At 72.1% G+C, this 26,106-nt stretch carries 22 protein-coding genes; 18 read left to right on the forward strand and 4 right to left on the reverse strand.

Going from position 1 to position 26,106, the window contains the following annotated elements; translation table 11 throughout:
- Positions 1-32: 32 nt before the first annotated feature.
- The gene (locus ABZ780_RS13850) at positions 33-1,175 is read left to right on the forward strand and encodes a polysaccharide pyruvyl transferase family protein (RefSeq protein WP_357011877.1); all 1,143 of its coding nucleotides are present in this window, start codon (positions 33-35) and stop codon (positions 1,173-1,175) included.
- Between the two features lie 9 nt (positions 1,176-1,184).
- On the opposite strand, the gene ABZ780_RS13855 is transcribed toward ABZ780_RS13850, so the two are convergent.
- Positions 1,185-1,391, reverse strand: coding sequence for a hypothetical protein (locus tag ABZ780_RS13855; protein ID WP_357011880.1), 207 nt, complete (start codon positions 1,389-1,391; stop codon positions 1,185-1,187).
- Between the two features lie 251 nt (positions 1,392-1,642).
- On the opposite strand from ABZ780_RS13855, the gene ABZ780_RS13860 reads away from it, so the two are divergent.
- Both ABZ780_RS13860 and ABZ780_RS13865 read left to right on the forward strand, forming a co-directional pair.
- Positions 1,643-4,855 (forward strand): SNF2-related protein, encoded by a 3,213-nt coding sequence (locus ABZ780_RS13860; RefSeq protein WP_357011883.1) that lies wholly within the window; start codon positions 1,643-1,645, stop codon positions 4,853-4,855.
- Positions 4,856-4,934: 79 nt separating this feature from the next.
- Positions 4,935-5,843, forward strand: coding sequence for an SWIM zinc finger family protein (locus ABZ780_RS13865; RefSeq protein WP_357486153.1), 909 nt, complete (start codon positions 4,935-4,937; stop codon positions 5,841-5,843).
- Positions 5,844-5,847: 4 nt separating this feature from the next.
- Here ABZ780_RS13865 and ABZ780_RS13870 read toward each other — a convergent pair whose 3' ends face one another.
- Positions 5,848-6,105 (reverse strand): DUF3040 domain-containing protein, encoded by a 258-nt coding sequence (locus ABZ780_RS13870; RefSeq protein WP_357011888.1) that lies wholly within the window; start codon positions 6,103-6,105, stop codon positions 5,848-5,850.
- Positions 6,106-6,537: 432 nt separating this feature from the next.
- On the opposite strand from ABZ780_RS13870, the gene ABZ780_RS13875 reads away from it, so the two are divergent.
- Genes ABZ780_RS13875 through ABZ780_RS13895 form a run of 5 tightly spaced genes read left to right on the forward strand, consistent with a single transcriptional unit; the run spans position 6,538 to position 12,844 of the window.
- Positions 6,538-8,658 carry a DUF1800 domain-containing protein gene (locus ABZ780_RS13875; protein WP_357011890.1) on the forward strand — a complete coding sequence of 707 codons (2,121 nt, stop codon included), beginning with the start codon at positions 6,538-6,540 and terminating at the stop codon, positions 8,656-8,658.
- An 8-nt stretch (positions 8,659-8,666) separates the two neighbouring features.
- Complete coding sequence (locus ABZ780_RS13880) at positions 8,667-10,049, forward strand: DUF1501 domain-containing protein (RefSeq protein ID WP_357011893.1); 1,383 nt, start codon at positions 8,667-8,669, stop codon at positions 10,047-10,049.
- Entirely contained in the window at positions 10,046-11,464 is a 1,419-nt protein-coding gene (locus tag ABZ780_RS13885; RefSeq protein WP_357486155.1) for a ferredoxin reductase family protein, read from the forward strand. Before ABZ780_RS13880 ends, ABZ780_RS13885 begins: the two co-directional genes overlap by 4 nt.
- An 11-nt stretch (positions 11,465-11,475) precedes the next feature.
- Positions 11,476-12,072: an FMN-binding protein gene (locus tag ABZ780_RS13890; RefSeq protein WP_357486157.1), complete on the forward strand. Its 597-nt coding sequence runs from the start codon at positions 11,476-11,478 to the stop codon at positions 12,070-12,072.
- Between the two features lie 49 nt (positions 12,073-12,121).
- Positions 12,122-12,844, forward strand: a complete 723-nt coding sequence (locus ABZ780_RS13895) for an FAD:protein FMN transferase (RefSeq protein ID WP_357012018.1) — start codon at positions 12,122-12,124, stop codon at positions 12,842-12,844.
- A 576-nt stretch (positions 12,845-13,420) separates the two neighbouring features.
- Here the strand turns inward: ABZ780_RS13895 and ABZ780_RS13900 are convergent.
- Positions 13,421-14,092, reverse strand: coding sequence for a bifunctional DNA primase/polymerase (locus ABZ780_RS13900; RefSeq protein WP_357011900.1), 672 nt, complete (start codon positions 14,090-14,092; stop codon positions 13,421-13,423).
- A 251-nt stretch (positions 14,093-14,343) separates the two neighbouring features.
- Here ABZ780_RS13900 and ABZ780_RS13905 point away from each other — a divergent pair, with 251 nt between their 5' ends.
- The 9 genes from ABZ780_RS13905 (at position 14,344) to mctP (ending at position 23,870) form a co-directional block, all read left to right on the forward strand.
- Entirely contained in the window at positions 14,344-15,573 is a 1,230-nt protein-coding gene (locus ABZ780_RS13905) for a helix-turn-helix domain-containing protein (protein ID WP_357011903.1), read from the forward strand.
- Positions 15,574-15,589: 16 nt separating this feature from the next.
- The gene (locus ABZ780_RS13910; RefSeq protein WP_357011905.1) at positions 15,590-16,162 is read left to right on the forward strand and encodes a flavoprotein; all 573 of its coding nucleotides are present in this window, start codon (positions 15,590-15,592) and stop codon (positions 16,160-16,162) included.
- 125 nt (positions 16,163-16,287) lie between these two features.
- On the forward strand, positions 16,288-17,124 hold the full coding sequence (locus tag ABZ780_RS13915) for a Nif3-like dinuclear metal center hexameric protein (RefSeq protein WP_357012020.1): 837 nt from the start codon (positions 16,288-16,290) through the stop codon (positions 17,122-17,124).
- Positions 17,114-17,851: a C4-type zinc ribbon domain-containing protein gene (locus ABZ780_RS13920; protein WP_357486159.1), complete on the forward strand. Its 738-nt coding sequence runs from the start codon at positions 17,114-17,116 to the stop codon at positions 17,849-17,851. The genes ABZ780_RS13915 and ABZ780_RS13920 overlap by 11 nt, the downstream gene beginning before the upstream one ends.
- A gap of 3 nt (positions 17,852-17,854) precedes the next feature.
- Positions 17,855-19,018 carry a bifunctional RNase H/acid phosphatase gene (locus ABZ780_RS13925; RefSeq protein WP_357486161.1) on the forward strand — a complete coding sequence of 388 codons (1,164 nt, stop codon included), beginning with the start codon at positions 17,855-17,857 and terminating at the stop codon, positions 19,016-19,018.
- Positions 19,019-19,107: 89 nt separating this feature from the next.
- Positions 19,108-19,188 carry a putative leader peptide gene (locus ABZ780_RS13930; RefSeq protein WP_357012022.1) on the forward strand — a complete coding sequence of 27 codons (81 nt, stop codon included), beginning with the start codon at positions 19,108-19,110 and terminating at the stop codon, positions 19,186-19,188.
- 147 nt (positions 19,189-19,335) lie between these two features.
- Positions 19,336-21,765, forward strand: a complete 2,430-nt coding sequence (locus ABZ780_RS13935; RefSeq protein WP_357486163.1) for a M14 family zinc carboxypeptidase — start codon at positions 19,336-19,338, stop codon at positions 21,763-21,765.
- 216 nt (positions 21,766-21,981) lie between these two features.
- The gene (locus ABZ780_RS13940) at positions 21,982-22,221 is read left to right on the forward strand and encodes a DUF3311 domain-containing protein (protein WP_357486165.1); all 240 of its coding nucleotides are present in this window, start codon (positions 21,982-21,984) and stop codon (positions 22,219-22,221) included.
- Positions 22,221-23,870 carry a monocarboxylate uptake permease MctP gene (gene mctP, locus ABZ780_RS13945; RefSeq protein WP_357486166.1) on the forward strand — a complete coding sequence of 550 codons (1,650 nt, stop codon included), beginning with the start codon at positions 22,221-22,223 and terminating at the stop codon, positions 23,868-23,870. The genes ABZ780_RS13940 and mctP overlap by 1 nt, the downstream gene beginning before the upstream one ends.
- 142 nt (positions 23,871-24,012) lie before the next feature.
- Here the strand turns inward: mctP and ABZ780_RS13950 are convergent, their stop codons facing one another.
- A complete protein-coding gene (locus ABZ780_RS13950) occupies positions 24,013-24,894 on the reverse strand; it encodes an AraC family transcriptional regulator (RefSeq protein WP_357486168.1) in 882 nt (293 codons plus the stop codon).
- A 90-nt stretch (positions 24,895-24,984) separates the two neighbouring features.
- Between ABZ780_RS13950 and ABZ780_RS13955 the strand changes: the two genes are divergently transcribed.
- Positions 24,985-26,064 (forward strand): aldo/keto reductase, encoded by a 1,080-nt coding sequence (locus tag ABZ780_RS13955; RefSeq protein WP_357486170.1) that lies wholly within the window; start codon positions 24,985-24,987, stop codon positions 26,062-26,064.
- Positions 26,065-26,106 lie beyond the last annotated feature (42 nt).

Consider the following 26,106-nt stretch of genomic DNA (forward strand, 5'->3'; position numbering starts at 1 on the left):
CGCGCCGGACCGCACCCGGGGAGGAGCGACGGATGACGCATGACGCCGGACTGACGATCGGTGTGCTCGGCTCGTACGGTGGTCGGAACCTCGGTGACGAGGCGATCCTCACCGGCCTGCTCACCGATCTGCGCACGCAGGAGCCGAACGCCCGGATCATCGTCTTCTCCCGCAACCCGGACCACACCCGGGCCGCCCACCCGGACGTGGAGGCGGTGCCCTGGGAGGGCGTCAGCCGCACCGACTCCGCGCTGGTCCTGGCCCAGCTCGACCTGCTCATCCTGGGCGGCGGCGGCATCCTCTACGACCGGGAGGCCCGCCGCTACCTGCGGGTCGTCCGGGTCGCCCAGGAACGGGGCCTACCCCTGATCACGTACGCGGTGGGGGTCGGGCCGCTCAGCGACGCGGTGGACACCGGCATGGTCCGGGAGACGCTCGCCAGCGCAACCCAGGTGACCGTCCGCGACCAGGAGTCCCGGATGGTGCTGGAAGAGGCGGGCCTGCTCAACCCGATCACGGTCACCGCCGACCCGGCGTTCCTGTTGCAGCCGGCGGACTTCCCAGCCCACCTGCTGGCCGAGGAGGGTGTGCCGGTCGGCAAGCCGCTGGTCGGGATCAGCGTGCGGGAGCCGGGACGGGCCGCCGAACGCCTCGACGTCGACGGCTACCACCGGCTGCTGGCCCAGATCGGTGACTTCCTGGTGCACCGGATCGACGCGCACGTGCTGTTCGTGCCGATGGAACGCGACGACATCCGGCACTCGCACGGGGTGCTGTCGCACATGGTCGCCGCCGAGCGGGGGCGGATCCTGCACGGCAACTACTCCCCGGAGCAGGTGCTCGGTCTGATGCGCCACTTCGATCTGGCCGTCGGCATGCGCCTGCACTTCCTGATCTTCGCGGCGATGGTGGGCACGCCGTTCCTGCCGCTGCCGTACGCCGGGAAGGTCTTCGATCTGGCCCAGCGGCTCGGTGTGCCGGCGCTGCGCGGCGTGGAGCGGGAGGTCGAGGGTCCGTTGCTGGCCGAGGTCGACCGGCTCTGGGACGAGCGCGAGGCACGTGCCGAAGCCACCGCCCGGCGGGTCGCCGAGGTCTGCGAACAGGCCCGAGGCACCTCGGAGGTCACCCGCGCCGTGCTGGAGAGGCTGCGCAGCCAGACCCTCACCCGGGTCTGATCCGGCTGGTCACACCGCCGGGCCGGTCCACCGGTAGCGCCACTCGCGGGCTTCCTCGCGGGCGGACTCCAACTCGTAGATCTGCGCCTCGGCCAGCCCTCCGGACCCGAGGTGGTGGTGGGTGAGCGGCGGGCGGCCGTTGCTGTCCAGCTCGACGGTCACGGTCTGCCCGTCCGCCGCGCCGCCGACGAGGAGGATCTGCACGGAGGAAGCCATGCGCCCATCCTGCCTGCCGTGCCGCCCACGCGCAGCGGATAGCGGGGCAGCGCGACGGCTTGATCACCACGGGATCGGCGAAGTCGGGGTGTCCCGCCTACTCGGATACCGCGATATCAGCGATACCGAGTCGATCACCCCAGCAGCGTCGCGGTGAGCCCGTGCGAGCCCGCGCGTGTCGACCGGTGGTCGGGAACGCAGGCCCACCGGGGCCGCCTATCCTGGGCGCGGGCGGCGACGAGGGGGAGCACGTGCTGGTCATCCACGGGCTGTGGCTGCCCGGCGACGGCGCGTCCGCCGGCCTCGCCGTCTGGGCGGAGGACAGCGCCGCCCCGGCTGCCGTCGCACCGCGCTCCGGCCGGCCGCCCCGCGAACGCCCGCACCCGTTCGCCGCCGGGCACGCCGACCTGGCCGCCGTCCTCGCCGACGCCGCCGAGCCAGCCCGCCCCGACACCGCGCTGCTCACCCTGCCGACCCGGGCGGGCGCGCCGACCGACTCACCCGAACTGATCCGGACCGCCGTCGAACCTGCGGCCCGCGGCCGGCTCACCCTGGCCGGGTGGCGGGTCCCCATCCTGGTGTACGCCCCGGACGACGCCCTGCCCCTCCTACGCGCCCTGGACGACCTCCCGGCGGTGCCCGGGGCCACCCTGCGCCACCTCGCCGAAGTGGCCGACTTCGCCGCCGACCTGGTGACCCGGGGCCGCGTCCTGCCGGGTGTCAGCCCGACGGCGGGTATCGCGTCGTCAGGTGCCGGCGTGGCCGAGCCGCCGCGCCCACCGGCGGTCGGACGCGCGGCGCGGCCGGCGGAGGCGGGAGCGACGGTGACGGCACGTGCCGTGTGGCGTCCGCTGCTGACCGGCACCGACGCCGGCTGGGCGCGGTCGCTGGCACTGGCGCTGCCGCCGGCCGCCCGAGCCGCCGCCCCGGCGACCACCGATTCGAGCGACGCCGAGCTGACCGCTGGTGTGCTGGTCGCGGATGCGCTCGACGCGCTGACCGACGCCGCCGCCCGAGCCGCGCTCTCGACCACCACGCTGGCCCGAGGGCTGCGTCCGGGCGGGCCCGCGCCGGCCTGGCTGGCGGCGCTCACCGGCCCGAGCCGCGACTTCACCGTCGACCCGGCGGCGCTGGCCACCCTTCGCTCCGAGCTGGACAACTGGCAGCGGGACGCGGCAGGCGGCGCGGTCCGGGCCAGCTTCCGCCTGGTGGAACCGCACCCCGAAGAGGTCACCGAACCGATCCTGGCCACCCGGCACGAGCCGGCCGACCGCGTCCCGTCCGATGGCGGGCCGGCCGGTGGCGGGCGGTGGCGACTGGAGTTCGGGTTGCAGGCGGCCGACGAGCCCGGCCTGCACGTCGACGCCGGGCAGATCTGGCGGGCGCCGCACAGCCTCGGCGGCCTGGCCGGCGCTACGGCCAACCCGCAGGAGACCCTGCTCGCCGAGCTGGGCCGGGGCAGCCGCCTCTGGCCGGACCTGGACGCCGCGCTGCGCACCGCCGCACCCGAGGCGATGGAGCTGGACATCGAGGGCGCGCACCGGTTCCTCAGCGAGGGTGCCCCGGTGCTGCACGCCGCCGGCTTCGGGGTGCTGCTGCCGTCCTGGTGGCAGCGCCCGTCGGCGCGGCTCGGCGCCCGGCTGCGCGCCCGGAGCCGGACCGCGCCCGGCACGGTGGCCGGCACCGAGGCGGGCGTCGGCTTGGACGCGCTTGTCGACTACCGCTGGGAGGTGGCGCTCGGCGACCAACCGCTGTCCGCCGACGAGTTGGCGGCGCTGGCCGAGCTGAAGACCCCGCTGGTGCGGCTGCGCGGCAGGTGGGTGGAGCTGGACCCGGGGCGGCTCGCCGCCGGGCTGCGGCTGCTCCGGTCGGCCGGCGAGCTGACCGTCGCCGACCTGCTCCGCCTCGGGCTGGCCGACGGTGACGACACCGGGGCGCTGCCGGTGCTGGAGGTGACCGCCGACGGGGCGCTGGGCGACCTGCTCGCCGGTGCGGTGGAGCGCCGGCTCACCCCGCTCGATCCGCCGCCGGGCTTCGTGGGGACACTGCGGCCGTACCAGCGGCGTGGGCTGGCCTGGCTGGCCTTCCTGCGGTCGCTCGGCCTGGGTGGCGTGCTCGCCGACGACATGGGGCTGGGCAAGACCGTGCAGTTGCTCGCGCTGCTCGCCGGAGACCCACCGGAGGCCGGACCGACCCTGCTGGTCTGTCCGATGTCGCTGGTCGGCAACTGGCAGCGGGAGGCGGCCCGGTTCACGCCGGGGCTGCGTGTGCACGTACACCATGGGGCGGAGCGGGCCCGGGGGGCGGAGTTCACCGCGGCCGCGCACGGCGCGGACCTGGTCCTCACCACCTACTCGGTGGCCGCCCGCGACGCCGTCGACCTGGCCGGCATCGACTGGCACCGGGTGGTGGTGGACGAGGCGCAGGCGATCAAGAACGCCTCGACCCGGCAGGCCGAGGCGGTCCGCGCGCTGCCCGCCCGGCAGCGGGTGGCGGTCACCGGTACGCCGGTGGAGAACCGGCTCGCCGACCTCTGGTCGATCATGCAGTTCGCCAACCCCGGCCTGCTCGGGCCGGCCGCGACGTTCCGGAAGCGGTTCGCGGAGCCGATCGAGCGGCACGGCGACGCCGAGGCCGCCGAACGGCTGCGCCGGATCACCGGCCCGTTCGTGCTGCGCCGACTCAAGACCGACTCGTCGATCATCTCCGACCTGCCGGAGAAGCTGGAGATGGAGGTGCTCTGCAATCTCACCGCTGAGCAGGCCGCCCTCTACCAGGTGGTCGTCGACGACATGCTTGCCCGGATCGAGTCCAGCGACGGCATCGAACGTCGCGGGCTGGTGCTGGCCACCATGACCCGGCTCAAGCAGGTCTGCAACCACCCCGCCCAACTGCTGCGCGACGGGTCGCCGCTGGACGGCCGCTCCGGCAAGCTGGCCCGGCTGACCGAGATCGTGGAGGAAGTGCTGGCGGCGGGGGAGCGGGCGTTGCTGTTCACCCAGTACGCCGAGTTCGGCGCGATGCTGCGCGGGCACCTGTCGGCGCGGTTCGGCCGGGAGGTGTTGTTCCTGCACGGTGGGCTCGGCAAGGCCGAACGCGACGCCATGGTGCAGCGGTTCCAGTCGGCCGACGGGCCACCGCTGTTCGTCCTCTCGCTCAAGGCCGGCGGCACCGGGCTCACCCTGACCGCCGCCAACCACGTGGTGCACGTGGACCGGTGGTGGAACCCGGCGGTCGAGGACCAGGCCACGGACCGGGCGTTCCGGATCGGGCAGCGGCGGCGGGTGCAGGTCCGCAAGTTCGTCTGCGCCGGCACCGTGGAGGAGAAGGTGGCCGCGATGATCGCCGACAAGCGCAGCCTCGCCGAGCGGGTGGTCGGCACCGGCGAGCAGTGGATCACCGAGTTGTCCACCGGGCAGTTGCGGGAGCTGTTCGCCCTGGAGGCCGGCGCGGTGGTGGAGTAGTGAACGAGCGGAGCGAGCGAACCATCAAACACAGCAGCGTTGTGCCTCGCGCCAGCGCGGAGCGCAGCGGAGCGCTGGCGTGAGTACGGACCGGTTCGCCGACTACGGCCGCCCCCGGCGGGTCGACGGTGGCCTGCGGGCACGTAGCGCCCGGGGCGCGATAGGGCAGTCCTGGTGGTCGCGGCGTTTCCTGGAGGTGCTGGAGTCGTTCGCGCTCGGCACCCGGCTGACCCGTGGCCGGTCGTACGCGCGGGCCGGTCAGGTGCTCCGGCTCGACATCGCACCCGGCCGGGTCACCGCCCAGGTGCAGGGCTCCCGGCCGCGGCCGTACCAGGTCTCCATCGCGCTGGCCGCGTTCCCGGCCGCCCTCTGGTCCCGGATCGAGGCGGAGCTGGCCGGGCAGGCGTTCTTCAGTGCTCGGCTGCTCGCCGGTGACCTGCCCGACGAGCTGGAGGAGTTGTTCGCCGCTGCCGGCGCGCCGCTCTTCCCGGGCACGGTGGACGAGCTGACCCAGCGCTGCAACTGCCCCGACTTCGCGGTGCCGTGCAAGCACCTCGCGGCCACCTTCTATCTGCTGGCCGAGGCGTTCGACGCGGACCCGTTCGAGCTGCTGCACTGGCGCGGGCGGTCGCGAGCTGAGCTGCTCGACCAGTTGCGCGCCCGCCGGGCCGAGGCCACCGGGACGGCGGTCACCGCCCCGCCCGTCGACGCCGTTTCCATCCTGGACGGCGGCGGTTCCGGTGTGGATCTGCTGCCGTCGGCCGGTGCGGCGCGGGCGCTCGCCGGGCTGTCGGCGACCCCACTGGCCGAGACGACGGACCGGTTCTGGGCCCCGCCGGTGCCGCTTCCCGACCGACCGCCCCGACTGGCGACCGGGCCGGATCTCCTGCTGCGCCAGCTCGGCCCGCCGGCACCGGCCATCGGAGGGCCGGGACTACTTGAACGGCTCCGTCGCGCGTACCGGGCGTTCGGCCCGGCCGACCGGTGAGCCATCACGTCCAGCGGCGGCGGAACCGCCACATGATCGCCGCGTTGGCCACCAGCACCACCGCGCAGATCGCGCCGGCCATCCGGCCGGCGAACACGGCCATCGCCGGAAGCGACGCCCACAGCACGATGGTCAACAACATCAGATAGCGGCCCCGGCGGGCCCGGACCCGGTGGTCGAGCCGGGCGAAGAAAGCCGGGTCACTCTCCCGGAGCTGACGGGTGATCTGGTCGAACCTGCGCTGATCCTCTTTGCTGAGCATGGCGCTGCCTTCCCCTCACGCGTTCAGCGGTTCGGCGGCATACCCGCTGCTGCGGCGGCTCACGCTCGCCCGCTGCTCCTACTTTTCCCTCCGCATGAGGGCACCTCACGTCCTGCTTATCCGGACCTTAAGTTTGTCTGTGGCCGTTAACGACGCCGAATGTGTCACGTACGGCGGCGCGGTCCGATCCGTACCGGGCTGCCGGACGTCCGCCCTGCTGGGAAGGTCGGAGCCCGACCCGCGTAGGTGACCCGCCACGACGGCGGTGGTGAGGCCTGTCTTAAGTGCCCTCACGAGCGCGTTCAGGCCACCTTGAAGGCACCTGGGCGCTTGGTTACCTTCCCGTAGCAACCCCCTCAGGCAACAGTCGCCGCACCTGCCGCACCTGCTCGGTCGCAGCTTCCGGCGCTCATCAGAAATCGGGATTGGTACATGGCCGACCAGAATGTGCCACCACGTCGACCGCGGGACGACCGCGGCTGGGACGGACGCCAGCACCACAGTGCGGACGGGTACGGCGACTCCGCGTCGTACGGGTACGACTCGCCCCACCCCTACCAGGGCGGCTACCCGGCGCAGGCCGACCCGCGCGACCAGTACGGCGACGGGTACGCACACGCCGGACATCCCGCTCCCGCCCCGCGCGGGCCGCAGTGGGTCGGCCCGGAGGGGCTCGGCCGCCCGGTCCCGGCCCGCCAGGCCGGCAGTGGCCTGCCCACACTGGACGATGACGACGAGCCGGGCCGCAAGGTCGGCCGGCGCAAGGCCATGGTCGCGCTCGGCGGTACGGCCGCCGTCGTGGCCGGCGGCGCGGCGCTCGCCATGACCCCGCAGTTCCGCGGCCTCTTCGGTGACGAGGCGGTGGCCGGCGACGCGACCGGCAGCACGGTGACCGACGGCAACGCGGCGCGGCCCAGCGGCCAGCAGCCCAGCACGGTGCGCACCTACACGGAGCAGAACGAGAGCTACATGGGCTCCCGGGCCGGTGAGGCGCTGAAGAAGAACGCGCCCGCCGGTGGTCGAACGTTCTCCGGCCCGGCCGCGGCCGCCGCCGACACCCAGGTGACGGTCAAGACGGTGCTGGCCAAGGACCCGATCCTGCACCTGGCCCGGCGGGCCACCTTCGGCGCGACGCCCGCCGTGGTCGCCGACATCAAGAAGCAGGGCATCGACGCCTGGATCCGTGCCCAGCTCGACCCGGACAAGCTGGAGCCGAGCAAGGCCGAGCTGAAGATCGCCGAGCTGCCCACCCAGTCGCTCACCGTGCAGCAACTGCGCGACCAGCGGGAGAAGCTCAACGAGCAGGGCGCCCAGCCGCAGCGGGAGGTGGTCGACGCCACCCTGGCACGGCAGATCTGGTCGAAGCGCCAACTGTTCGAGGTGATGGTCGACTTCTGGAACGACTTCCTGCACGTCGCCGCCGACTTCGACGGCGGTGAGGCGTACCGCACCTCGTTCGACAAGGACGTGGTGCGCAAGCACGCGCTGGGCAGCTACCCCGAGATGCTGGTCGCCGCGAACAAGCACCCCGCGCTGCTGATCTACCTGAACCAGAAGGACTCCCGCAAGGACGCGATCAACGAGAACCTCGCCCGGGAGAACCTGGAGCTGTACTCGGTCGGCGTCGACGGCGGCTACACGGAGGGCGACGTCCGCCAGGCCGCCATGTTGCAGACCGGCCGTGGCGTCGATGACAAGGGCCAGTACCGCCTGCGCGTCAACCAGCACTACATGGGCAAGGTGAAGATCCTCGGCTTCACCCACCCGAACACCTTCAGCATCGGCGACGTCAACAACCCGACGCCGAAGGAGATCGCCGCCGTGGACGCGGCGATCGACAAGTACATCACCTACATCGCGATGCACCCGTCGACCGCGAAGTACGTGGCGCAGAGCCTGGCCACCCGGTTCGTCTCAGACACCCCGCCGAAGTCCCTGGTGGACCGGCTCGCCAAGTCGTACAGCAGCAACAACGGCATGATCAAGCCGGTGTTGATGACGCTGTTCAGCTCCTCGGAGTTCTGGGCGGCGGTGGGCCAGAAGGTGCGGCGGCCGATGGAGTACCTGGTGGCTACGTACCGGACGCTGGGCGTGGCGCCGGAGGCGTCGCCGACGCACAACAACGGCGACAACAAGCGCACCCCCTTCGCCCGGGGCCTGCGGCAGGTCCACGACAAGCTGCGGGAGTTGGGCCAGTACCCGATGGGTCAGCCCACCCCGGACGGCTACCCGGACGTCTACGTCGCGTGGACCTCGGCCGGCACCATGGTCAACGGCTGGAACGAGGCCGGCGAGATCGTCGCCGGCTACCGCACCGCCTTCACGTACACGCCGCCGCAGAAGCTGGTCGCCAAGCCGCCGGCCACCGCCGGGGCGTACGTGGACGCGCTCTCCCTGCGGCTGGTGGGCCAGAAGCTGAGCACCCGGGAGAAGAACCTGATCCTCGGCGTGGCCGGCGTGCCGGCGACCGCCAAGGTCGACGCCACGTTCAACGGGGCCATCACCGCCGTCGCGCGGGCGATCCTCGCGTCCCCCCAGCACCACCTCCGGTGAGGCACCCGATGGAGAAGACTGTGTACAACTCTTTCCCCCTGCACCCCGAATGCCCCGACCTGCGGCGGCTGGCCGACAACCCGGCCGAGGCGCTGCTGCGCGCAGAGGCGGACATCGTCGCCGCCGAGAACGCGGCCGAGGCCGACCGCTACCGCACGCTGGAGGACCTGGAGGAGGCCCAGCAGGACGGTCGCGGTGTCACCCGGCGGACCTTCGTCGCCGGTGCGGCGGCGACCGCCACCGCGCTGGCCACCGCCCAGTTCGTCACCACCTCGGCGTCGTTCGCGGCGACCAAGACCGGCACGCTGATCCACGTCTTCCTCTACGGCGGGCTGGACGGGCTGAGCCTGGTGGCACCGGACAACGACCCGGTGCTCGCCAAGGCCCGCCCCGACCTGCTGCTCGGCAACGACTCGCTCGCCCTGAGCCGGGGCTTCAAGCTGACCAGCGCGTTCAAGCCGTTGGAGCAGTGGCTCAAGGCCGGACAGTTGGGCTTCATCCCGGCGGCCTCCGACGAGCGGCTGTCCCGCAGCCACTTCCAGGCCGCGGACGCCTGCAACCTGGGCGGGCTGCCCAACGAGACCGGCGGCCGGGGCTGGCTGGACGGACTGGTCGACAACCTCGGCAAGGGCACGGCGTTCCGCAGCGTCGGCATCGGCAGCACGCTGCCCCGCTCGCTGGTCGGCAACAACGGCGCGATCTCGCTGAACAGCGTCGGCTCGCTGAAGCTCAACGGTGACGACCGGTTCCGGGCGGCCACCGAGAAGGCCATCAAGGGGCTCTTCACCGGGATCAACCACCCGGTCGAGGAGGCCGTGCAGGAGGGCATGGGTGCGCTGGCGACCGCGCAGAAGCTCGCCGCCAAGCCGTACCAGCCCGCCGAGGGCGTCACGTACGAGGGCGTCGGGCGGGCGTTCCAGCAGCTCGCCCAACTGATCAAGGGCGGCGCCAACGTCCGGGTCGCCACCGTCGGCATGGGCGGCTACGACACCCACGAGAACCAGGGCACCCGCGAGGGCGGCCAGCTGCACCGCCGGCTGGGTGAGCTGGCGAAGGCGATGGCCGCGTTCTTCACCGACCTCGGCCCGCAGGCCGCCGACGTGACGATCATGGTGTCCAGCGAGTTCGGCCGTCGGGTCGGCTCCAACGGTGGCGGCACCGACCACGGCCACGGCGGCGTGATCACCGTCCTCTCCGGCAAGAAGCTCGCCGGTTCGCTGCTCGGCACCTGGAACGGCCTGGACAAGCTGGACTCCGGTGACGTGCCGGAATACAACAACATGTTCAACGTCTACGGCTCGCTGGCCCAGGGCCGGTTCGGGCTCACCAACGCGGAGGTGCAGAAGGTGTTCCCCCGCATGAAGTATGCCCCGATGAAGCTGTACGCGTGACGTACCCGCACACCCACGCCGCCGGCCGCCGCACCGGGACCTCGTCCCGGCACGGCGGCCGGTCGGCTGAGCCCGTACCCCCGCAGATCCCGGCCCGGCGCGGACCCGGCGGCCGGCGGTTGCTGGCGGTGCTGCTCCTGGTCGGGCTGCTCGCCAGCGTGCTGCCCTGGTGGTTGGGAACCCCCGCCGGCTCGCTGAGGACCAGCGCGGCGACCGTGACCGCGGCCGGCCGGATCACCGGCCTGGTCGCCGGCTACCTGCTGCTGGTGCAGGTGCTGATGATGAGCCGGCTGTCGGTGCTGGAACGGTGGATCGGTGGCGAGCACCTGTCCCGCTGGCACCGCGACATCGGCGCGACGCTGCTGGTCGCCGTGTTGGCGCACATGTCGCTGATCCTCGTCGGCTACGCCGACCTGCGAAACCAGTCGATCATCGCCGAGGTGGGCACGCTGCTCGGCGACTACGAGGACATGGTCTCCGCGTTCGTCGCGACCGGCATCATGGTGCTGGTCGGGTTCAGCAGCATGCGGGCGATCCGGCGGGCGCTGCCCTACGAGCTGTGGCACCTGCTGCACCGGTCCAGCTACCTGGTGCTGCTGCTCGGCTACGGGCACCAGTTCACCCACGGCGCGCAGCTCTACAAGCCCGGCCCGGTCCGCACCGGCTGGATCGCCCTCTACCTGCTGGTGGTCGCCGCCCTGCTCTGGGGCCGGGTGATCGCGCCGCTGGCGTTCAACCTGCGGTACCGGCTGCGGGTCGCCGACGTGGTCGCCGAGAGCCAGGACACCATCTCGATCTACCTCACGGGCGAGCGGCTGGGCCGGTTGGAGATGCTCGGCGGGCAGCACTTCCGCTGGCGCTTCCTCACCCGGGGCTGCTGGTGGCAGTCGCACCCGTTCTCCGTCTCGGCCGCCGCGAACGGTCGCTGGCTGCGGCTCACCGTCAAGGTGGTCGGCACGCACACCGCGGACCTGCGCGACCTGGACCCGGGCACCCGGGTCTGGGCCCAGGGCCCGTCGGGCACGTTCACCGCCGCGCACCGGCTCCGCGAGCGGGCGCTGCTGATCGCCGGCGGCAGTGGCATCACGCCGATCCGGGCCATGCTGGAGGAGTTGCCGCCGGGCGCCGCCCTCATCTATCGGGCCCGCACGCCGGCCGACGTGCTGCTCAGCCGGGAACTCGACTGGCTGGCCCAGGAGCGCGACACCTCGATCTGGTACGTCATCGGCTCCCGCGACGACCCCGGCCCCCGTCAGCTCATGAGCCCGGACGGGCTACGTCAACTCGTGCCCGACGTGGCCCGGCGCGACGTCTACCTGTGCGGGCCGCCTGGGCTGGTCGAGCAGTCGGTGCGCGCGTTGCGCCGCGCCGGCGTACCGCGTCGGCAGATCCACCTGGCCACCTTCGAGTTGTAGGAAGGCATCGCATGCGCCGCGCGCTCCTCGCGATCACCGGCCTGGCCGCCAGCACCACCGCGCTCGTGGTGCTGAAGGGCTCGCCGGGCGTCACCCAGGCCGCCCCCGACCTGGCAGCCGGGCAGCCGGTCAACCCCACCCCGCAGGGCGCCGACCCGGGCCGCGCCCCGGCGGCCCCCGGCGACGACCCGGCGGGCGCGACGCCGTCGCAGAGCGCCGACGCGCCGGTGTCGCCCAAGCCCGGCAAGACCACCGCCCGCCCGTCGGGCACCCGCACCACCACGAAGGCCCCGACCGCGCCGCGCACCACCAAGGCGCCCCAGCCGACCACCCGCCGGATCACCGGGCCGGGCGTGGACAACGAGTACGGGTACGTGCAGGTGCAGATCGTGGTCTCCGGCAACCGGATCATCGACGCCACCACCCTGTCGCTGCCCAGCGGCGGCGAATCCGACATCCACAGCGGCGATGTCCGGGACGCCTACAACGGCACCGGCGGCGAGGTCGTCCGCAAGCAGAGCGCCAACCTCAACACCGTCTCCGGCGCCACCGAAACCAGCAACTCCTACAAGCAGTCGCTGCGGGCCGCCATCGAGCAGGCGTTCTGACGTGCCGGCCGCGACGACCCGACCCGGGCTGTGCCGGGTCGAGCAGATCATGGGTACGGCGATCACCGTGGACCTCGCCGACGACCTGCCGCCCGCGCGCCTGCACGAGCTGGCCGATGACGTCTTCGCCTGGATGCGCGAGGTGGACGCCCGGTTCAGCACGTACCGGGACGACAGCGAGGTGTGCCGCTTCGACCGGGGCGAGGTGCTGCTCTCCGAGGCGTCGGCGGAGCTGCGGTTCGTGTTGGAGGCGTGCGCCGACCTGTGGGGCGACACCGACGGGTTCTTCGACGCGTACGCCACCGGCCGGCTCGACCCGTCTGGTTTCGTGAAGGGCTGGGCGGCGCAGGTCGCCTCTGATCGGCTGCTCGCCGCCGGAGCGGGCAACCACTGCGTCAACGCCGGCGGCGACGTGCGCGTACGCGGTCTGTCTCCGGCGGGGGAGCCGTGGCGGATCGGCATCCGGCACCCGTGGGACGAGATGGCGACCTGCCTGGTGCTCGCCGGCACGGACCTGGCCGTCGCCACCTCCGGCGTCTACGAGCGGGGTCGGCACGTGCTGGACCCGCGCCGGGGCGCACCGGCCGACGGGCTGCGCTCGGTGACCGTGGTCGGCACCGACCTCGGGATCGCCGACGCCTACGCCACCGCAGCCCTGGCCATGGGAACCGCCGGAATCGGCTGGCTGGACCGCCGCGCCAACCACACCCACGCGGTCATCACCGACAACGCCCGCCAGTACAACTCCGCCACCCTCCCGCTAACAGACTGACCCCACCCCCACGCCACCCCACCCACCCCGCCCACCCCACCCACCCCGCCCAACGTCGTCCCCGCGCCCCCCACGACCCGCGCCGCCCCACGACCCCGCCCCACCAGCCGCGATCTTGCAGTTTCGGTCGCTGGTTCGTCCGGAATGCGGGGATTGTCGGGGCAGGAAGTGCAAGATCGCGAGGGAGGGGGGCGGGTTAGCGCACCGGGCGGTGGGTGCCGGCGGGGCGGGTGCCGGTGGGGCGGGGGCGGCCGGGGCGGGAGCCGGCGGGCCGGGTGCCGGCCCAGCGGTGCCCGGGGTGGCTGCGGCGGGGCGGCTCGGTACCGCCGGGATGCGGCGCTCTGTCGTCCGTGGACATCGTTCCCCCGATCATGGCGCGCGTTCGCGCTGTCCCTTGGTCGCTGTCCCTCTGCTCAACGAGGACCGCCGCCCCGGCGACGCTGTCGGTCACCGGATCGGGTCGGTGGCCCGGACCGGCCCAGCGACCCGACACGGCAGCGGCGCGCCGGCTCACATGCCCCGACGCGGCAGCGGCGCGCCGGCTCACATGCCCCGACATGGCCGCGGCGCACCGGCTCACATGCCCCGGCGGGGCAGCGGCAGGTGGCCGGGGAGCAGGTCGAGGGTGAGCGTCACCCCGGTGGCGCGCAGCGCCTCGATCAACGTGTTCTGCACCAGGTAGGAGTCGGGAAGCTGCCACCGGGCCTGCTCCGGGGCGACCGCCCAGCGGACCGTCCCCTCGGGCAGCCGGGTCGGCGGTGCCGGAATCCACGAGCCCGGCCCGTGCCGGACCACGTGGAAACAGTGCTCCAACTCCGGTCGGAGCGGATCGCCGGGGCGTACCAGGAACATCCACCGACCGGTCGGGGTGACCAGCACCGGCCCGCGTACGCCGGTGCCGGCCGGGTGGGTCCGCACCGCGTCGAGCACGTGCCGACCGAGGTGGGCCGGCACCTCCAGCACGTCGAAGGCCCGCCCCGTGGGCAGCAGCACGCCGTGTGGGCGCGTCCGCCACCAGGTGGCCACCCGGGCCGGGTCGGCGCTCGCGGCCAACTCCCAGTTCTCCAGGGCGGGGTGGCAGCCGACGGTGGGACAGCCGGCCCGGCCGCACACGAACCGGCTGCGGGCCAGGCAGGCGCCGGGGGTGACCTCCCATCCGTGTACGGCGTACCGGATGGCTACCCGGCGCAGCCGGACCCGTTCCAACGGCGACAGTTCGGCGACGCGCGGTCCGACGTTACGCCACATGTTGTGTCATCTCCCCTCGTCGGGCCTGGCGAACGCCAGGTCGCATGTCGAGCACCGTCACTGCCGTAACCCGCGATCGTTGAGGTTGACGAACGGCTCGTGCAACTTGCACGAAAAGTACGAGGACTGGCTATCCGGCTGACGTACAGGCTGTGCGACCAGCGGAAACCTGAAGAGCACGTTGGACCGCCGCACCCGCGGACATCGCCCCGTCCCGATGGGACGGTGGCGGCAGGGGAGGGGATGGGGAGATGGACGAGCTACCCATAGGGCGGCGAGTGGCCTACTGGCGAGGCCGACGCAAGATGTCGCAGCAGGTTTTCGCCGACCGGTTGGGCAAGTCGAAGAGCTGGGTGGACAAGGTCGAGCGTGGCGTCCGTCGGCTCGACAAGTTCTCGGTCCTCTACGAGATCGCCGACATCCTCCAGATGGACGTGCAACTGCTGATGGGCAGGGATCCGGAGCGGCGTACGGACGCGCTGAACTGCATCGACCAGGTCGAGGTGCAGGAGATCCGGGCGGCCCTGGAGCGGTACGACTCGATGAGCGCCTACTTCGACGCGGCGCCCTGCCCGCCCCCGCTGGACGACATGCGCAAGGCCGTCAACCACGCCTGGCTCACCTACCAGTACGGCCGCTACGGGATGCTCACCCGGGCGCTGCCGAAGCTGCTGCGCGACGCCCAGGCGGCCGACGCCGCCTACGACGGCGCGCAGGCTCCGGAGGCGGCCCATCTGCTCGGGCAGGTCTACCAGATCGCCTCCTCGGTGCTGCGCAAGCTCGGCGAGTGCGAGCTGGCCTGGCTGGCCGCGGACCGGTCGATGGCGGTGGCCCAGCGTGCCGACGACCCGCTGCTGGCCGGCATCGCCACCACCCGGGTCTGCAACGCCCTGGTCGCCATGGGCCGGGCCCGTCCGGCGCTGGAGTTGAACGTCCAGATCGCCAACCGGCTGGCGCCCGGCGGGAGCAACGAGGTCTCCCCGGCCCGGCTCTCGGTCTACGGGATGCTGCTGCTCCAGGGCGCGATGGCCGCCTCCCGGATCGGTGACTCGGCCAGCGTCGACGACCTGATCAACTGCGCGGAGGAGGCCGCGACGCTGCTCGGCAGCGACCAGAACCACTACTGGACGTCGTTCGGCCCGACCAACGTCGAGCTGCACCGGGCCGCCGCCGCAGTGGAGTTGGGCGACGGGGGCCGTGCGGTGGAGGTGCACCAACTGCGCATCTCGGAGCCCCTGTTCAACGCGTTGCTGCCCGAGCGCCGCGCCCACCACCTGCTCGACATCGCCCGGGGGTACGCGCAGATCGGCGACGTGGCGAACGCCGGCGAGATGCTGCTGCTCGGCGATCGGCTCGCGCCGTCGGAGATCCGCTGCCGGCCGATCGCCCACGAGGTCATGTCGGACATCCTTCGTCGCACACGTGGTGCGCCGCCTTCTCCGGTAGCGGAGTTGGCTGAGCACATGGGAGTAGGGGTATGAGCGCGGAGCCGGTCTGATGGCCGGCGGACAGCGCACCAGCGAGCACCGCGCGGTGCTCTATGTCATCGCCTGCGGTTCGCCGCTGGCCCGTCACGTCGGGCGTCTGGTCGACCTGGCCCAGCAGGACGACTGGGATGTTTGCGTGGTCACCACACCCGACGGCGCCAAGTTCGTCGACCAGTCCGCACTGACCCACCAGACCGGGCATCCCGTGCGAACGCACTACAAGAGCCCCGGTGACCCGGACGTGCTACCACCGGCAGACGCCATGATCGTCTGCCCGGCGACCGTCAACACGGTCAACAAGTGGGCGGCCGGGATCGCGGACACGCTGGCCCTCGGGTTGCTGGTCGAGGCGCAGGGCAAGGGCCTGCCCATCGTGGCGGTGCCGTACACCAACGTCGCGATGGCCGCCCACCCGGCGTTCCGGGCCGGCGTGGCCCGGCTGGCCGACTGGGGTGTCACGATGCTCTTCGGTGATCATGTCGTCGCCCTGCACCCTCCCGGGACGGGTGAGCAGCACCTGCACATGTTCCCCTGGCAGTTGCCGCTGGCCGCGCTGCGTACCGTCGCGTACCGCGCGGCCTGAGCGCCCGACGGTCGCGTCCGGCGGGTCGCCCGACCGGTCCGGCCGGGCGTCGCCGCCGGACCGCCATCGCGCCGGTAAGCTGGGCCGCCGTGAGCGTATGCGTATCCGCCCCCTCGGTGACCGACGTGGTCGCCGAGCTGGAACGGCGCTACCCGCCGGTCTGGGCCGAGGAGTGGGATCGGGTCGGCCTCGTGCTCGGGGAGCCGGCCGCCCCGGTCCGCCGAGTGCTCTGTGTGGTCGACGTGGTGCCCGAGACGGTCGCCGAGGCGCTCGCCGTCGGCGCGGACATGATCGTCTCGCATCACCCGCTGCTGCTGCGGGGCGTCTCGTCGGTCGCCCCGACGACCTTCAAGGGCCGGATCGTGCACCAGTTGATCCGGGCCGGGGTGGCGCTCTACGTGGCGCACACCAACGCCGACGTCGCGTCCCCCGGCGTCTCCGATGCCCTTGCCGCCCGGTTCGGCCTGACCGGGCTGCGCCCGTTGCAGCAGCCCGCGCCCGGTTCGGCCGCGTACGGCGACGACCGGGGCTTCGGCCGGATCGGCGAACTGCCCCGCCCGATGACCCTGGCCGAGTTGACCCGGCACGCCGCAGCCGTGCTCCCTGTCACGTCGTGGGGAGTTCGCGCGGCGGGGGATCCCGGGCGTATGGTTCGTACCCTCGCCGTCAGCGGCGGGTCGGGGGACAGTTTCCTCGGCGCCGCGACCGCCGCCGGGGTGGACGCGTTCCTCACCGCCGACCTGCGGCACCATCCGGCCGGCGAGCACCTCGCGGCCGATGGTCCCGCCCTGATCGACGCCGCCCACTGGGCGACCGAACGACCGTGGCTGGACGATCTGGCCGCCCTCCTGCGGGAGGCGCCGGGCGTCGAGACGCTGGTGTCCGACCTGGACACCGACCCGTGGACCGTGCACGCCGCCGCACCCGTTGTGGACGACAAGGAGCCCGACCGTGAAGGCTGACCCCCAGGTCCAGCGCCGCCTGCTCGACCTTCAGGCGATCGACACCAACCTCGCCCAGCTCGCGCACCGTCGACGGTCGCTGCCGGAGCGGGCCGAGCTGGAGGCGCTGGCCCGGGAGTTGTCGTCGCTGGAGGACGAGCGGGTCCGCGCCCAGGTGGCGGTCGACGACCTGGACCGGGACATCGCCCGCCTGGAGAAGGACGTCGATCAGGTCCGGGCCCGCAAGGAGAAGGACGAGAACCGGCTCGCCGCCGGCACCGGCCCGGCCCGGGAGCTGGAGGCGCTCCAGCACGAGCTGGTCTCGCTCAACCGGCGCCAGGGCGACCTGGAGGACGCCGAGCTGGAGCTGATGGAGCAGCGGGAGACCGCGCAGGGCGTGCTGGACGGCGTGGAGCAGCGGCTGGCCGACACCCGGGAGAAGCGGGCCGCCACCGAGCAGCGCCGCGACGACGCGCTGGCCGAGATCGCCAAGGAGGAGGAGTTCAAGCGGGGGGCCCGTCAGCCGCTCGCGGCCGACCTTCCGGGCGAGCTGGTCACCCTCTACGACAAGATCCGCGAGGAGACCGGGCTGGGCGCCGCGCTGCTCACGGCGGGTCGCTGCGGCGGCTGCCGGCTGGAGCTATCCGGCGCCGACCTGGCCCGGATCCGCAAGACCGCCCCGGACGACGTGGTCCGCTGCGAGGACTGCCGACGGATCATGGTCCGTACCAACGAGTCGGGCCTGTAGGTCGTGGCACCGCGCGTGGTCGTCGTCGAGGCCGACGGCGGGTCGCGGGGCAACCCGGGCCCGGCCGGCTACGGCGCGGTGGTGCGCGACTCGGAGACCGGCGAGGTGCTCGCCGAGCGCGGTGAGTCTCTGGGTACGGCAACCAACAACGTCGCCGAGTACCAGGGCCTGATCGCCGGGCTGACGGCCGCCGCCGAGTTGGGTGCCGGCGAGGTGGACGTCCGGATGGACTCGAAGCTGGTGGTCGAGCAGATGTGCGGCCGGTGGCAGATCAAGCACCCCGGCCTGCGGCCGCTCGCCGCCCAGGCGGCGACGCTGGTGGGCCGGTTCACCGCTGTCCGGTTCACCTGGATTCCCCGCGACCAGAACCGGCACGCCGACGCGCTCGCCAACGCCGCGATGGACGCCGCCGCCGGCCGACCCACGCCGCCGCCGGCTGCCGCCAACGCACCGGCCTCGGCCAGCGCGCCGGCCGGCGGTGCCTCGACCGGCAGCGACCCGGCGACCGCGCCGGCCTCCTGGGAGCCGCGGCCGAGCTTCACCGCCACCCGGCTGATCCTGGTGCGCCACGGCGAGACCGAGTACACCGAGCAGCGCCGCTACTCCGGCCGCGGTGACGTGCCGCTCTCCGAGCGCGGCCGGGCCCAGGCCCGCGCCACCGGCGCCCGGGTCGCCGCGCTGGCCCCGTCCGTCGCGGCCGTGCTCAGCTCACCGCTGTCCCGGTGTACGTCGACGGCGGCGGCGATCGCCGGGGCGCTCGGCGACGTGCCGGTCCGCATCGAGGACGACCTGATCGAGTGCGACTTCGGCCAGTGGGAGGGGCGTACCTTCGCCGAGGTCCGCCAGCAGTGGCCGGGCGAGATGGACGCCTGGCTCGCCTCCCCCCGGATCGCCCCGCCGGGTGGCGAGTCGTTCACCCAGGTGGCCGAGCGCATCCGCCGGGTCATCGCCGCGCTGCCCACGGCGTACCCCGCGGAGGCTGTGGTGGTCGTCTCCCACGTCTCGCCGATCAAGCTGGCGCTGCGCGACGCGCTCGCCGCCGGTGACGGTTTCCTGCACCGACTCTTCCTGGACGCGGCCGGCATCTCGGTGCTCGACATGTGGCCCGACGGCGGGGTCGCGGTTCGCACGGTCAACGACACCGCACACCTCGCCAAGATCGACTAATTCCCATCTAGCGGGAGGGTCTTAGCTCTGGGGCTCCTACCAGGGCGGAAACCGTTGACAGTGGAGCGTGCGCGACCCAAGATCGGTTTGTGCGAAGCGTATACCTGACGAAGCGGGGTCACATCGACCTCCTGCGCGTCGCCAGCGCAGCCTGTCGACGCTCCATCTGACGCCGGGTCCATCCCTTCCTCGCACGCTACGGGCGTTCCCCTTCACCGCTGGTCTCCGGCCCCGCGGCGCGTCCGCCTGCGTACCTCCCGACAGGAGATCTGTCCATGTTGCCCACGAGACGTCTATCCCGCCTCACCGTGACGGTGGTGAGCACCGCGTTGCTCGCCACCGTGGCCCTGACAAATCCGGCGTCCGCCAAGCCGGGGCACTCCACTCCGGGGCACCCCGCGCCGCAGCACGGCCCCGGCCACTCCGACGTTCGGGGCTACCCGCAGCAGAACACGCTCCGTCTCTGGCCGGACAATCCGGCCGACGCGTCGATCGCGATCGGTGTCGTCCCGTACGACGAGATCGCGCCGAAGCTGAACGCCCTCCAGCGGGCCAGCAACCGGGTCTCCGCCCGGGTCGCCGGTAAGTCCGCCGGCGGTTACGACCTGTACGCGGTCACCGTGACCGCGCCGGAGAGCCGCGCCGAGGCCCAGCAGCAGGAGACCTGGAAGCAGCTCATCGAGGACGATCCGGCCCGGGCGCAGCGGGACCGCAAGCTCCTGGCCGGTTACAAGACCCCGCTCTTCGTCAACGGCAACCTGCACGGCAACGAGTGGGAGGGCACTGACGCGGCGCTGCGGGTCATCGAGGACCTCGCCACCGACAGCAGCCCCGAGGTGGCGGCGCTGCTCAAGCGCAACCGGCTGGTCTTCATCGTCACCGCGAACCCGGACGGACGGGTGGCCGGGACCCGGCCCAACTCGGCGGGTTACGACCTCAACCGCGACTTCACCATCGTCTCGCAGCCCGAGACCAGGATCATCCGTGATCTGATCATCGACACCAAGCCGATCATCACGCTGGACCTGCACGGGTACGTCAACCCGACGCTGCTGCACCCCAGCACCCCGCCGCACAACGTCAACAACGAGTACGACCTGTACATCAAGCACGGCCTGCCGAACGCTCTGGCGATCGAGGAGGACCTGCGCGGTCTGGGCTACCCCGAGACCCAGCGGGCGCGGATTCCGTTCCGTGACGACGAGCCGGGCGTGTGGGACGACTTCCCGCCGATCTACGTGCCGTCATTCGCCATGCTCCAGAGCAGCATCCCGTACACCATCGAGGCGCCGCTGAACCCGCGCGGCACCAACCTCACCCCCGCCGAGCGGGTCCGTCGCTCCGGCATCAACACCGACGTGCACGAGGTGGCGATCCGTACGTCGCTGCGCTACATCCAGGACCACCGCGCGCAGGTGCTGCACGACCAGGCCGAGGTCTACCGCCGTGGCCTGGCCGGTGAGCCGCTGCGCGACATTCCCGACGGCTACGTGCCGGGCTGGGGTCCGGAGGACAACTACAACACCACCTTCCCCCGCTCGTACGTCATCCCCACCGGCACCGGGCAGCGCTCCGAGCCCGCCGCGGCGCGTCTGGTCGACCTGCTGATCGGCAGCGGTGGCCGGGTGTGGCAGGCGAAGAAGGCGTTCAAGGCCGGCGGTAAGACCTACCAGGCCGGCTCGTACGTCATCGACATGCACCAGCCCAAGCGCGGCCTGGTCAACTCGCTGCTCGAACCGGGCGCGGACATCACCGACCGGGTGAACGACCTCTACGCCGGCCCGGCCGCCTGGAGCCAGGGGCTGACCTGGGGCGCCACCGTGGACACTCTGTGGAACACCCTTCCCGGCGTGCGCCTGGAGCGGACGTACGACGCGCGGGCCGAGGGCACCCTGCCCGCCGGCAAGGTTGACCTGCGCCTGGACCTGCGGGACGCCGCCGACCTACTCGCGGTGAACTCGCTGCTGGCCAAGAACGTCGCGGTCTACCGGCTCGCGGACGGGTCGGTGGTCGTCCCCGGCACCACGGCCAACCAGAAGCTGGCCCGCGCCGAGGTGAAGGCACACGGCGTGAGCTTCGAGAAGGCGCCGAAGGGCTGGCGGGGCACTCTGCTGGACCGGGTCGTGGTCGGCTACATCGGCACGGTCGAGGAGCGGGACACCCTCGCCGCCCTGGGCTTCGAGGCGCGTGCGGTGACCGCCGCGACGCTGGCCGGCACGCTGACCAACGACGTCGACGTGCTGCTGGTCGCCAGCAACGTCAACCTGACGAACCTGACCGCCGAGAACCGGGCCGCCCTGGACAGCTTCCTGGCGCGAGGCGGCGGCGTGGTCGGCCTGGGCACCCCCGGGGCGTCCTTCGGCAACGCCACCGGGCTGTTGAGCGTGACCGCCACGGCGGCGCCGAGCCTGGCCAGTGGTGTGGCAAACATCGTGAACAACGGCGGGCCGGTCACCACCTCGGCCATCCCGCACGCGTTCATCAGCCAGCCCGTCTGGTTCACCAACCTGGGCGCCAACGTCCAGGTCGAGCAGTCCTACGCCGCTGACCCGCTGCTGTCCGGCTGGTGGGCCACCGGCGGCGCCAACGGGCAGGCCGCCGCGGCCAACCAGGCCAGCATCGTGCGGGCCGTCTCCGGCACCGGGAACGGCGTGGTGCTGTTCGGCACCGACCCGACGTTCCGACTGCACCCCAAGGGCCTGCAGTCGCAGCTCGGCCGGGCGTTGCTCTGGACAGCCCAGCGGTGACCTGACGATCTGCCCTCGTGGGGCCCGGGTGCGTACGCGCCCGGGCCCCACGCCGTCTCCGGGGCAGTCCATACCGGGTACGTCCGTCGATGCCGCTCGGCGCACTGCGGACGCCGTTCGGCGCAGCGCCATCCAGACGGGGACAGTGACGGCGATCACAAAGTCGTAGCCTCCGGCCGTTACATCGAGTGTCACGACTCCCCGGAGGTGTGTCAGATGGCTGCACCCGAACCGGAGGCGCCCACCTCGGCGCCGGCCAGGGCAAAGGACCACAGCCCCTGGAACTGGTTGCTCTTCATCCCCATCGTGGTGCCGCTGATCCCGGCGTTCTTCAATGGCGACGCGCCCCGGATCTTCGGGTTCCCGCGCTACTACTGGCTGCAACTGACCTGGATCCTGCTCGGCGTGTCCACCACGACCTTCGTCTATCAGATGACGAAGCGGAGGGACCGCTGATGTGGCGCGATCACCTCACCGAGATCATCGTCTTCTCCCTGCTGTTCCTGCTGGTCAGCGCCATGGGCTTCGTGGCCGCTCGCTGGCGGGCACCGAAGGACATGGCGCACCTGGACGAGTGGGGTCTGGGCGGGCGGAGCTTCGGCGGCTGGATCACCTGGTTCCTGGTCGGCGGTGACCTCTACACCGCGTACACCTTCGTGGCGGTGCCGGCGCTGATGTTCGGGGCCGGCGCGGCCGGGTTCTTCGCGGTGCCGTACACGATCGTCGTCTACCCGCTGGTCTTCCTCGTGCTGATCCGGCTCTGGTCGGTCTCACACCGGCACGGCTTCGTCACCCCGGCCGACTTCGTCCGCAGGCGGTTCGACTCGCCGGTGCTGGCGCTGCTGATCGCGATCACCGGCATCGTGGCCACGATGCCGTACATCGCCCTGCAACTGGTCGGCATCGAGGCGGTCCTCAAGACCATGGGCGTGACGGGGGAGAGCGCCCTGGCCCGGCACCTGCCGATCATCATCGCGTTCGCCATCCTGGCCGCATACACCTATCAGTCGGGGCTGCGCGCACCGGCGCTTATCGCGTTCGTCAAGGACAGCCTGATCTACGTCGTGATCCTGGTGGCGGTCATCTACCTGCCGTACAAGCTCGGCGGTTGGGGTGAGATCTTCGACGCGGCGGACGCGAAGTTCCAGGCGTCGCCGAACCCGAACGACGGCATCCTGCTCAACGGCAACAACCAGCTCCAGTACGTCACCCTGGCGTTCGGCTCGGCGCTGGCGCTGTTCCTCTACCCGCACAGCATCACGGGCGTGCTGGCCAGCCGGAACCGCGACGTGATCAAGCGGAACATGTCGGCGCTGCCGGCGTACAGTCTGCTGCTCGGGCTGATCGCGTTGCTCGGCTACATGGCCATCGCGGCTGGCGTGAAGCCGCTGCCGGGGGCGACGGAGGGCAGCGTCGACAACAACACGGTCGTGCCGCTGCTGTTCGACCAGCAGTTCCCGGACTGGTTCGCCGGGGTCGCCTACGCCGCCATCGGCATCGGCGCGCTGGTGCCGGCGGCGATCATGTCGATCGCGGCGGCGAACCTGTTCACCCGCAACATCTACAAGGAGTACCTGAAGCGGGACGCGACCGCCGCGCAGGAGGCGAACGTCTCGAAGATCACCTCACTGGTGGTAAAGGTCGGCGCGGTGGCCTGCATCGTCTTCCTCGACCCGCAGTTCTCGATCGACCTCCAGCTCATCGGCGGCGTGATCATCCTTCAGACGCTCCCTGCGGTGGCGCTGGGCCTCTACACCCGCTGGTTCCACCGGACCGCGCTGATCGCCGGCTGGGCCGCCGGCATGGGGCTCGGCATGTGGATGCTCTACCAGGTGGCCAGCCCGACCCGGAAGCACTTCGGCGGCTCGGCGTTCCCGCTGGAGAAGTTCGGCTTCGACACCCCCAAGACGATCTACGTCGGCATCGTGGCGGTGCTGGTCAACCTGGCGGTCGCGGCCCTGCTGACGCTGATCCTGCGGGCCGCCAAGGCACCCGAGGGCGTCGACGGCACCACGCCGGACGACTACTTCGCCGACGAGGGCGACCCCCGCGTCACCCCCGGCACCAACCGCGACGCCACCCCAACCCGAGAACCAGTCGCCTAACCCCCCCGCCCCGCCCCCGCCCCCCGCCCCGTCCCCGCGCCCTCGCCCTCTCCCCGGTCGATCATGGAGTTGTGGTGCCTGGCTGATGGCGATTTGCGTCAATCGTCCCCCACCACAACTCCATGATCGACGAGGCCGGAGCTCACACGTCGGCGAGCTGTGCGGGATCAAGCCGGGCAAGGCGGGCCGCGTCCTGGCCCGGCGGCAGCCCGAACAGTCGGCGGTACTCACGGCTGAACTGCGACGCGCTCTCGTAGCCGACCGCGAATCCGACGGCCGCCACGTCACCGGGTTCGGCGAGCAGCCGAGCCCGTGCCTCCTGGAGCCGAATCAGCTTCTGGAACTGGATTGGCGTCATCGTGGTGATCGCCCGAAAGTGGCGGTGCAGGGACGTCACGCTCATCCCGGCGACACGCGCCACGTCCTCGACCCGGAACAGGTCGGCGTGATGGTCGCGGATCCAGCGGATCGCCCGCTCGATCTGTACGACGTTGCCGCCGCCCAGCCCGATCTGCCGGACCGTGCCACCCTGCTCGCTGGTCAGCAACCGCCAGACCACCTCGCGCTCCAGGCCCGCCCACAGCACGCGCTGGTCGTGGGGACGGTCGAGTAGTCGTAGCAGCCGCACCAGCGCGTCGAGCAGGTCGTCGTCAGCGGTGCTGACCGCGATGCCCGCCGCCGGCTCGCTCCGCGCGGACGGTGTCTCCAGCAGCAGTTCGGCGATCAGCGGCGGCCGCAGCGTCAGGCCCAGCACCAGGTACGGCTCGTCGGGGGTGGCCCGGGTGACGTGGGCGATCACCGGCAACTCCAGGGACGCGACGACGAACTGCCCGGACCCGTACGCGAACACCCTCTCTCCCAGGACCGCGCGCTTCGCGCCCTGCGCGACCAGGGCGAAGGTCGGCGCGGTCTGGGCCGGCACCGGCTCGGTGGGGGAGTTGCTGCGGTGCAGGGCGAGCCCAGCCGGCGTCGGCCGTCCGGCGTAACGCCGCACCAGGTCGCGGATCTCGGACAGCGCGCTCATGAGCCCATCCTGCCCATGTTGGCAGGATCAGGCAACGCGGTGGCAGCATCGATCTACCGGCATCGGCGCCCGCGGGTGTGCACTGGACGCATGCCACTCAACAGTTTCGTCACACTGGGCCGCTCTGGCCTGCGCATCAGCCCGTACACCCTCGGTGCCATGACCTTCGGGGAGGATCATGGATGGGGAGCCTCGGTCGCCGAGTCGGAGGCGATGATCACCGAGTATCTGGAACGTGGCGGCAACTCCATCGACACCGCCAACATCTACACCAACGGCCACTCCGAGAAGATCATCGGCGACTACCTGGCCTCTCGGCCGGGCCTGCGCGACCGGATCGTCCTCGGCTCCAAGTTCTTCGGCAACCTGTTCCTCGGCGACCCCAACGGCGGCGGCGCCGGGCGCAAGGCCGTGGTGGCCCAGGTGGAGGAGTCGCTGCGCCGGCTGCGCACCGACTACCTGGACATCTACTGGCTGCACAACTGGGATCGGGGCGTACCGGTCGAGGAGACGCTGCGCGCCCTCGACGCCCTCGTCACGGCCGGCAAGATCCGGTACGTGGGCCTGTCGGATCTGCCCGCGTGGAAGGCGGCCGAGGCGCAGATTGTCGCCCACTTCCGCGGGTGGACGCCGGCGATCGGGTTGCAGCTCGAGTACTCGCTGCTCGAACGGACCGTCGAAGGGGAACTCCTCCCGATGGCGGCCGAGCACGGCCTCGGAGTGCTGCCCTGGAGCCCGCTCAAGAGCGGCTGGCTCTCCGGCAAGTTCGCCCGTGGGAACGACTCCGTGGACACGAAGCGTGGCGCACTGGTGGGCGGCCCTGCCGAGCGTGACTGGCAGGTCATCGACGTACTGCACGAGGTGGCGGCTGACGCCGGAGTGACACCGGCGGCGGCAGCGCTGGCCTGGGTCGGGGCCCGACCGGGCGTGACCTCGGTGCTGATCGGCGCGCGGCGCCTCGACCAGCTGAAGGCGAACCTGGACACGGTGGACGTGCGGTTGTCGCCGCGGCAGACGGAGCGACTCGACGAGGTGTCGACGCCCGCGTTGAACTTCCCCGCCGACAACAATCGGCACCTCGCACCGAGTCTCGCCTTCGCGGGAGCCACAGTGGACGGCCAGCCGAGCGGCACGTTGCCCTGGCTCACCTCCGACGGCGTCAGGTACTGATCACCGAACAGCCGAGGTAGTGCAGGCTGTACCAAAGGTGGG

Origin of the sequence: Micromonospora sp. NPDC047467, from assembly GCF_040643095.1 — a bacterium.
GTDB lineage: Bacteria > Actinomycetota > Actinomycetes > Mycobacteriales > Micromonosporaceae > Micromonospora.

Bases quoted from the DNA above. Each gene is read 5' to 3' on its own strand.
- ABZ780_RS13850 (WP_357011877.1), top strand. From the start codon at position 33: ATGACGCATGACGCCGGACTGACGATCGGTGTGCTCGGCTCGTACGGT.
- ABZ780_RS13855 (WP_357011880.1), bottom strand. From the start codon at position 1,391: ATGGCTTCCTCCGTGCAGATCCTCCTCGTCGGCGGCGCGGCGGACGGG.
- ABZ780_RS13870 (WP_357011888.1), bottom strand. From the start codon at position 6,105: ATGCTCAGCAAAGAGGATCAGCGCAGGTTCGACCAGATCACCCGTCAG.
- ABZ780_RS13875 (WP_357011890.1), top strand. From the start codon at position 6,538: ATGGCCGACCAGAATGTGCCACCACGTCGACCGCGGGACGACCGCGGC.
- ABZ780_RS13880 (WP_357011893.1), top strand. From the start codon at position 8,667: ATGGAGAAGACTGTGTACAACTCTTTCCCCCTGCACCCCGAATGCCCC.
- ABZ780_RS13890 (WP_357486157.1), top strand. From the start codon at position 11,476: ATGCGCCGCGCGCTCCTCGCGATCACCGGCCTGGCCGCCAGCACCACC.
- ABZ780_RS13895 (WP_357012018.1), top strand. From the start codon at position 12,122: ATGGGTACGGCGATCACCGTGGACCTCGCCGACGACCTGCCGCCCGCG.
- ABZ780_RS13900 (WP_357011900.1), bottom strand. From the start codon at position 14,092: ATGTGGCGTAACGTCGGACCGCGCGTCGCCGAACTGTCGCCGTTGGAA.
- ABZ780_RS13905 (WP_357011903.1), top strand. From the start codon at position 14,344: ATGGACGAGCTACCCATAGGGCGGCGAGTGGCCTACTGGCGAGGCCGA.
- ABZ780_RS13910 (WP_357011905.1), top strand. From the start codon at position 15,590: ATGGCCGGCGGACAGCGCACCAGCGAGCACCGCGCGGTGCTCTATGTC.
- ABZ780_RS13940 (WP_357486165.1), top strand. From the start codon at position 21,982: ATGGCTGCACCCGAACCGGAGGCGCCCACCTCGGCGCCGGCCAGGGCA.
- mctP (WP_357486166.1), top strand. From the start codon at position 22,221: ATGTGGCGCGATCACCTCACCGAGATCATCGTCTTCTCCCTGCTGTTC.
- ABZ780_RS13950 (WP_357486168.1), bottom strand. From the start codon at position 24,894: ATGAGCGCGCTGTCCGAGATCCGCGACCTGGTGCGGCGTTACGCCGGA.
- ABZ780_RS13955 (WP_357486170.1), top strand. From the start codon at position 24,985: ATGCCACTCAACAGTTTCGTCACACTGGGCCGCTCTGGCCTGCGCATC.